The 8,410-nt window shown below is 53.6% G+C and carries 7 protein-coding genes; all 7 read left to right on the top strand.

Translation table 11 applies throughout. From position 1 onward, the window contains the following. Window positions 1-194 precede the first annotated feature (194 nt). A complete protein-coding gene (locus A918_RS0104110; RefSeq protein WP_022709825.1) occupies window positions 195-1,766 on the top strand; it encodes an ABC transporter substrate-binding protein in 1,572 nt (523 codons plus the stop codon). A gap of 68 nt (window positions 1,767-1,834) precedes the next feature. Continuing rightward, the gene (locus tag A918_RS0104105) at window positions 1,835-2,806 is read left to right on the top strand and encodes an ABC transporter permease (protein ID WP_022709824.1); all 972 of its coding nucleotides are present in this window, start codon (window positions 1,835-1,837) and stop codon (window positions 2,804-2,806) included. 9 nt (window positions 2,807-2,815) lie between these two features. Next, window positions 2,816-3,763 carry an ABC transporter permease gene (locus tag A918_RS0104100; protein ID WP_022709823.1) on the top strand — a complete coding sequence of 316 codons (948 nt, stop codon included), beginning with the start codon at window positions 2,816-2,818 and terminating at the stop codon, window positions 3,761-3,763. A gap of 5 nt (window positions 3,764-3,768) precedes the next feature. Continuing rightward, window positions 3,769-4,962, top strand: coding sequence for an amidohydrolase family protein (locus A918_RS0104095; RefSeq protein ID WP_022709822.1), 1,194 nt, complete (start codon window positions 3,769-3,771; stop codon window positions 4,960-4,962). Then, complete coding sequence (locus tag A918_RS0104090; RefSeq protein ID WP_022709821.1) at window positions 4,959-6,473, top strand: amidohydrolase family protein; 1,515 nt, start codon at window positions 4,959-4,961, stop codon at window positions 6,471-6,473. Before A918_RS0104095 ends, A918_RS0104090 begins: the two co-directional genes overlap by 4 nt. Window position 6,474: 1 nt before the next feature. Beyond that, window positions 6,475-7,467 carry an ABC transporter ATP-binding protein gene (locus A918_RS0104085; RefSeq protein ID WP_022709820.1) on the top strand — a complete coding sequence of 331 codons (993 nt, stop codon included), beginning with the start codon at window positions 6,475-6,477 and terminating at the stop codon, window positions 7,465-7,467. Beyond that, window positions 7,467-8,410: ABC transporter ATP-binding protein (locus A918_RS0104080; protein ID WP_022709819.1), on the top strand; the 944-nt coding region annotated here is incomplete at its 3' end. The genes A918_RS0104085 and A918_RS0104080, both read left to right, overlap by 1 nt.

Genomic DNA, 8,410 nt, shown 5'->3' with positions numbered 1-8,410 from the left:
AAGGTTCATTTGCAGGCGCTGTTTCTGTTTTTGGATCAGGTTTTCCCCGATATTATCTGTTTGCACTAATATTTTGTAAAAAAATATGTCGACAATTTAGTTGACAATGAAATCTGAATTCCACACACTCTCCCCGTCCGGACAAAACACCATCAAGAGTGAAGAGCCGGTTGTCTTTTTTGGGGAACAAATTCATGAAATTCAGAAAATCGATCCTCGCGGGTCTGATGGCTTTCGCATTAGGTCATACCGCGCATATTGCTTCTGCTGAGACTTTGCGCTGGGGCGCAGCGCATGATGTCTATTCGATGGATCCTTATTCCTACGGCGACAGTTATACGATTGCCTTTCTCAGCCACATTTATGAAGGGCTCGTGCGCTATAATGCCGATCTGAAGATCGAGCCGTCCCTTGCAACCAGCTGGGAAGTTGTCGGTGAAAACACATGGCGCTTTAATCTGCGCAAAGATGTGAAGTTTCATGACGGTGCTGATTTCACCGCTAAAGACGTTCTGGCCTCACTCACCCGTGTGAGCCACCCGACATCGCCGCTGCGTGGCAATCTGCCGGCCTATAAATCTGCTAAAATTGTTGACGATTATACAATCGATATCGAGCTGACCGGCCCTTATCCGCTGCTGCTTAACGACCTGACCAATATTCATATGTTTGATGAAAACTGGCTGGTGAAGAACGATTCCCTGCTGCCGACCGATGTGGGCGGGCAGAAGGAAGGTTATGCGACCTATAACACCAATGGTACCGGCCCGTTCAAGCTGGAAAGCCGCGTGCCGGACAGCAAAACCATCCTGCTGAAAAATGAAGGCTGGTGGGATAAGCCGCAGCATAATATCGACAAGATCGAATTTACCCCGATTACCTCTGCAGCAACCCGTGTAGCAGCTCTGCTTGGCGGCGATGTGGATTTCTCTGAATCCGCACCGACACAGGATCTGGCGCGTTTGGCTTCAGCTCCGGGTCTTCGCCTGATGGAGCGCACCGATCTGCGCACTGTATTTGTCGGTTTCCAGCGTCGTGAGAAGCTGCACAACGGTGATGAAAACCAGTTCAACAAGCTGGGCGTGCGTCAGGCCTTTGCCCATGCGCTGGATATGGATCTGATTAAAAAGCGCATCATGCGTGATAAATCCCGTAATGCCGGTACGATTATTGCACCGGAAATTCCGGGCTATGTTCCGGAGCTGGATACGCTCTACGGCTATGATGTAGACAAGGCGAAATCGCTGCTGAAGGAGAACGGCGCGGAAGGTTTCCCGTTCACGCTGGTCTGCACCTATGAAAACTATCTGAATGAAGAAGAACTGTGCAACGGCATGGTTTCCATGCTGACCCGTGCCGGTTTCAAACCGTCGCTGGATATCGGGCCGACAGCCGTACAGGCACCAAAGCGTACAGCCGGTCAGGCTGATGCCTATATTCTCGGCTGGGCGAATGAGCCGATGCTCGACAGCTATTCTATTCTGATGCAGGTCATCCAGACCAAATCCGGCGTTGCCGGTGTGTTCAACTGGGGCGGCTGGTCCTATCCGGAACTGGACAAGCTGGTGACAACAGCTTCCACGGAAATGGATCGTGAGAAGCGTCTGGCCTTACAGACACAGGCATTGGAAATCGTCAAAAAAGAAATCATCCAGTTGCCGCTGCACCAGCAGCCGATTGCATGGGTTCTCACCGACAAAGTGGAAAGCGTTGTCCAGCAGGCTGATAACAAGCCGCGTCACTGGCTGACTGTTCTGAAGAAATAACGAATTTAGCTATGCCGCGGTCATACAGATTGCGGCATAGCATGATTATCCTTGGGAGAGGGAACTGAATGCTTGTATTTATAATCAAGCGACTGGCAAATGCGGCGATGGTTATGCTCGCCGTGGCATTGCTGGCTTTCATGATTTTCCGTTTTGCGGGCGATCCTGTTGAACTGATGGCCAATGAACAGATGAGCCAGATCGACCGTGACAATCTGCGCGAGCGTCTGGGGCTGAATGACGGTTTTATCACGCAATATGCGCGATTTGTCAGCGATGCTGTTCAGGGCAATTTCGGTATTTCCTATCGTAACGGTCAGGAAGTGCTGGGACTGATCGCCGAGAGCTTTCCCGCAACGATGGAGCTGGTGATTGTCGCCACGCTGCTGTCGCTGATTATCGGTATTCCGATGGGGGTGATTACGGCCATCCATCGTGGCAAATGGTATACGGAACTGTTCCAGTTCGCCTCGATTATCGGCGTGTCTTTGCCGAGTTTTGTAGTCGGTATTCTGCTTATTCTCGTCTTCTCGGTAAGTCTTGGTTTGCTGCCTGCCTTTGGTCGCGGCGATGTCGTGCAGCTCGGCTGGTGGTCGACAGGCTTCCTCACCCATTCCGGACGCATGGCGCTGATCCTGCCATCCATTGCATTGTCACTCTATCAGATTACGCTGATTATGCGTCTGGTACGTGCTGAAATGCTGGAAACCCTGCGTTCCGATTTTGTCAAATTCGCCCGCGCCCGTGGTATTCCGCGTTACCGCATCTATTTCCGCCATGCATTGCGCAACTGCTTAATGCCGGTTGTAACCATGACCGCGATGAATGTTGGCTCCCTGATCGCTTTTGCGCTGATTACCGAGACTGTGTTCCAGTGGCCGGGTATGGGAATGCTGTTCATTCAGGCTGTGACATTCATCGATATTCCGGTAATGGCCGCCTATCTTTGCATTGTTTCTTTCATCTTTGTTGCGCTGAATACGCTTGTTGATATCACCTATGCTGTGATTGATCCGCGCCTGCGCGCCGCTACACGTTAAGGGGCAGACATGACAGACAAAATAAACGCCCCGATTGTGAAACCGCTTAGCCGCTGGCAGCGTATGCGCGACAGTGATCTCTGGTGGTCATTCACCCGCAATAAACCGGCAATGATTGCAGCCTTTCTGCTGTTTTTCATGATCGTGACAGCTTTTGCCGCGCCGCTGATTGCACCGCAAAATCCGTTTGATCCGGCACAGCTTGATTTGTGGAATTCCGAACTGCCGCCGATCTGGAGTGCTGACGGTCAGTGGCCTTATCTGCTGGGTACAGACACACAGGGGCGCGATATTCTCTCCGCCATTCTTTATGGCTCGCGTATCTCCATCCTGATCGGTGTGGCTTCCGTTGTGCTGTCGCTGATAGTGGGCTTAAGCTTTGGTCTGATCGCCGGTTATATGCAGGGCATTATCGACAATCTGCTGATGCGTATCGGTGATGTGCTCCTCTCAATCCCGACCATTTTGATCGCTATTCTGGTCAGCGCCGTGGTGCGCCAGATGCTGCCTGCCGATCTGCGTGATTATGCGGCTGCCGGTGTTCTGGTATTGGCGATTACTCTGTCCGGCTGGGTGCAATATGCCCGTACCGTGCGTGCGCAGACCATTGTTGAGCGCTCCAAGGAATATGTTCAGGCTGCGCGTCTGCTCAAGGTGCCTGCACGCCGCATCATGATGTATCACATTCTGCCGAACACGCTGACGCCGATCCTTGTGGCAGCGACGCTGAATTTCGGTATGGCAATTCTCACTGAAGCCACGCTCTCCTTCCTTGGTATCGGCATGCCGCCGAGCCAGCCGAGCCTTGGCACACTGATCCGTCTGGGCAACCAGTTCCTGTTCTCCGGCCTGTGGTGGATCACCGTTTTCCCTGTTCTGCAGCTCTGTCTGCTCGTTGTTTCTGTCAACGTGCTCGGCGACTGGCTGCGCGATGCCCTTAATCCAAAACTGAGGTAAAATTTATGTCTGATCTTTTGTTGCGCAATGTGCGCCCGCAGGCAGGTGCTGTCACCGATATTCTGATCCGTAATGGTCGTATCGCTGAATACGGAACCAATCTCAGTGCGGAAGGTGTGGCTGTTGAAGACGGTCAGGGACATATTGTTATCCCTGGTCTGATTGATGCCCATACCCATCTGGATAAAACCAATTGGGGTCTCGACTGGCATGTGAACGGCAAGCAGGCAAGTTTGCGTGAGCGTATTGATTTTGAACGTGAAAAGCGTCTTGAAATCGGTCTCGATCCGCATATTCAGTCGATGCGCCATGCAATCGGCCTGATTGCTCACGGCTCCAGCCATATCCGCAGCCATGTGGATATTGATACGACCCATGGTCTGAAAATTCTCGAAGGCGTGTTTGAAACCCGCGAGAAACTCAAAGACCTGATCGACATCGAAATCGTGGCTTTCCCGCAGTCTGGTCTGATGGTGATGCCGGGTACACTGGAACTGCTGGATGAAGCGCTGAAACAGGGCTGTGAAGTGCTGGGCGGTATTGATCCTTGCGGTATCGACCGTGATCCGAAAGGACAGCTGGATGCACTGTTTGCGCTGGCTGTAAAACATGGCAAGCCGATCGATATTCACCTGCACGAACTGGGTGAGCTCGGTGCTTTCACCATGGAACTGATCTTTGAGCGTATCCGTGCCACTGGCATGCAGGGTAAAGTCGCAATCAGCCACGCTTTCACACTCGGTGCCAATGATTATCTGCGCGTCTCAAGCCTGCTTGAGCAGCTGGCAGAGCTGGATGTTGCCATTCTTACCACCGGCGCGCCTTCTGTTCCGGTTCCGTCCGTGCTGCGCCTCAAAGAAGCGGGTATCCGCATGGGTGCCGGTTGCGATGGTATCCGTGACACATGGGGCCCGTGGGGTCAGCCGGATATGATCGACCGTGCCAAAGTAATCGGCATGAAAAACGGCCTGCGCCGTGACGTTGATCTGGAACATGTGCTGCATATCTGCTCGCAGGGTGGTGCTGATGTGATGCAGCTGGAAGGCTATGGTCTGGATGTTGGTTGCAAAGCTGACATGACATTGCTCACCGGCCAGACACTGGCTCATGCCGTTGTTGATGTGGCACCACGCCCGCTGGTGATTAAAGGCGGCCGCGTTACTGCTCGTAACGGTAAAGCAGTGGTGGAAATGCCATGACTGACAAGACACAATTCACTGCACTTGAAAGCCTGAAACTGGGCGCGCGTCCTGAGGGGCGCACACTGCTCACAGCACAATGGGTGCTTGGGCATATTGATGGCCAGCATCGCCTGTATAAAAACGGTGAAGTGGTGATCGAAGACGGCACGGTGCTGTTTGTCGGTCACGATTTTGCCGGTGAGGTTGCCCGCCGTATTGATCTCGGCAACGCGCTCATCAGTCCGGGTCTGATTGACCTCGATGCACTGTCTGATCTCGACACGACCATTCTCGGTATCGACCATCATCCGGGTTGGGCGAAAGGCCGTGTCTGGCCGAAATCCTATATCGAGAGCGGCCCTTATGAAATGTACAGTCAGGACGAGCTGGCATTCCAGAAGCGTTTTGCTTTCGGCCAGCTGCTGCAAAACGGTATCACCACAGCGGCACCGATTGCCTCGCTGTTCTACCGCGAATGGGGTGAAACCGTTGCGGAATTTGATGCGGCAGCGGATGCGGCCGGTGATCTCGGCCTGCGTGTTTACTTAAGCCCTGCTTACCGTTCCGGCGGCATGATGCTGGCGGAACCGGGTAAGATTGTACCGGTCTTTAACGAAGAGCGCGGTTTTGCCGGTCTTAAAGATGCGGCTGATTATATTGCCCGTCAGAATGGCCGTCATGGTGATCTGGTACGTGGTATGCTGGCGCCGGATCGTGTCGAAACCTGCACCGCTGATCTGTTGAAGCGCACACAGGATGTGGCGCGTGAGCTGGATTGCAAAATCCGTTTGCATATGGCGCAGGGTCAGATGGAAGTGGAAACCGTGCGCAGCCTTCACGGCACCACTGCTCCGGTCTGGCTCAACAGCCTTGGCGTGCTCAATGACCGGATTATTGCTCCTCATGCCACCAATGCAACTGATGAAGACTTGACACTTTATGCGCAAAATAATGTGTCGATCATTCATTGTCCGCTGGTTTCAGCCCGTGGCGGCAGCACATTGAAGTCGTTCTCCAGTGTGAAAAAGCGTGGCATCAATATTGCTATGGGCACCGACACCACACCGCCCGATATGCTGATGAACCTGCTGATCGGGTTGATTACCTGCCGTATCAATGACGGTACGCCGGAGAGCATCCGCTGCGCTGATCTGTTTGATGCTGCCACACTGGGCGGTGCCAAAGCCTTGGATCGTGATGATCTTGGTCGCCTGCAGACGGGTGCCAAGGCAGATATTGCTGTGTTCGGTCTTGATGATACATTCATGGCGCCAAGCATTGATCCGATCACCACGCTGGTTACCGGCGGTTCCGGAAAAGTCACCAAAGCCGTGTTTGTCGATGGTCGTCTGTCGATGCGTCACGGTGAAGTTGCAGGCATTGATATGCAGGCAGCACGCGCACAGGCGCAGGCGCAATATGACGGCCTGATCGCCAAATATCCTGAGCGTTCCTACAATAATCCGCCGGTATCAGAGATTTTCCCGCCGAGCTATCCGCTGGCAGGCAAACATGGAGAGGAAGCATAATATGGCAGATACCTCATCCAATAAACCGACCCTTGAGGTCAAAAATCTGCGGGTGGATTTTCCGGGCAGACGCGGCACACTGACTGCCTTGTCCGATGTCAGCCTGTCGATTATGCCGGGAGAAATTCTTGGCGTGGTTGGTGAATCCGGTGCCGGTAAATCCATGACCGGTCTGGCTGTACAGGGCTTGCTTGAATCGCCGGGGCATATTGCCGGTGGTGAAGTTTTGCTCAATGGCCGCCGCATTGATAATCTCAGCGATAAAGAAATGCAGAAAATCCGTGGCCGTGAAATCGGTGCGATTTTTCAGGACCCGCTGACCTCACTCAATCCGCTTTTCACAATCGGATCGCAGCTGGTGGAAACCATTACCCAGCATTTAGCCTTAAATCGCACACAGGCGCTGGAACGGGCGATTTCGCTTCTGAAAGAAGTGGGTATTCCCGCACCGGAAGACCGGATCAATCATTATCCGCACCAGTTCTCCGGCGGTATGCGCCAGCGTGTGGTGATTGCACTGGCGCTGGCCGCAGAACCGAAGCTGATTATCGCGGATGAGCCGACAACCGCGCTCGACGTGTCTATTCAGGCGCAGATCACTTCGCTTTTGCGTCGCCTCTGCAAAGAACATGGCACAGCGGTAATGCTGGTGACCCATGATATGGGCGTGATTGCGGAAACTGCTGACCGTGTGGCGGTGATGTATGCCGGACGTCTGGTGGAAAACGGCCCCGTTGAAACCGTACTGAAAAATCCGAGCCATATGTATACGCGCGGTTTGATGAGCTCCATTCCGGCGCTCGGTAAACGTGTGGAACGGCTCAACCAGATTGACGGCTCCATGCCGCGTCTCGATGCTATTCCGAGCGGTTGTGCCTTTAATCCGCGTTGCGTGAAAGCCTTTGACCGTTGCCATAAGGAACGGCCTGATCTGATGCCGGTCGCCGGCGGATCAGGCGTCAGTGCCTGCTGGCTCAATGCGGGAGCTGCCTGATGAATGATATTGTTATGAAACAGTCACCTGCCGCGCTTGAAGTCAAAGACTTAAGCATCTGCTTCGATGTTTCCGCGCCATGGCTCAATCGTGTGATCGAGCGCAAACCGCGCCAGATGCTGCATGCGGTCAATGATATCAGTTTCAGCGTGCCGCAGGGCGGGTGTTTGAGCCTCGTTGGTGAATCCGGTTGCGGCAAGTCCACCGTGGCGCGTCTGGTGACCGGTCTTTACCGTCCGAGCAATGGCGAAATTCGTTTTGCACCGTCCAAAAACGGTGCGCCGCTGTCGGCACATATGATCTTTCAGGATCCTTATGCCAGCCTCAATCCGCGCTGGCGGGTGCACAGCATTATTGCTGAACCGCTGCGTGAACTGAAGCTGCGCAAGACCGAGGCCGAGATCAATGACCGTGTGGAAGAATTGCTGAAAATCGTTGGTCTTGCACCATCGGACGGCAAGAAATTCCCGCATGAATTTTCCGGCGGTCAGCGCCAGCGTATTTCGATTGCCCGTGCACTTGCCGGTGAGCCGGAATTTCTGGTCTGCGACGAGCCGACTTCGGCTTTGGACGTTTCTGTGCAGGCGCAAATTCTCAACCTGATGCGCAAGCTTCAGGATGAGCTTGGTCTGACCTTCCTGTTCATCAGCCATGATATGAGCGTTGTCCGTCATATGTCGGATCGTATTGCGGTGATGTATCTGGGGCGGATTGTTGAGGAAGCGGACACGGAAACCCTGTTTTCCGATCCAAAACATCCTTATACACGCCTGCTTTTGGAAACGATCCCGAATATTGCCGAACCGCATCGTGACCGTGTGATCGGTGGTGGCGAAGTACCAAGCCCGCTGAAACCACCTTCGGGTTGTACTTTCCATCCGCGTTGTGCCTTTGCCGACAGCCGCTGCTCGGCAACAAAACCGGAAATGAAAGCCTATGATGA

Origin of the sequence: Pseudochrobactrum sp. AO18b, from assembly GCF_000409565.1 — a bacterium.
Lineage (GTDB): Bacteria > Pseudomonadota > Alphaproteobacteria > Rhizobiales > Rhizobiaceae > Pseudochrobactrum > Pseudochrobactrum saccharolyticum.
This window is presented reverse-complemented; position numbering and strand designations above follow the sequence as displayed.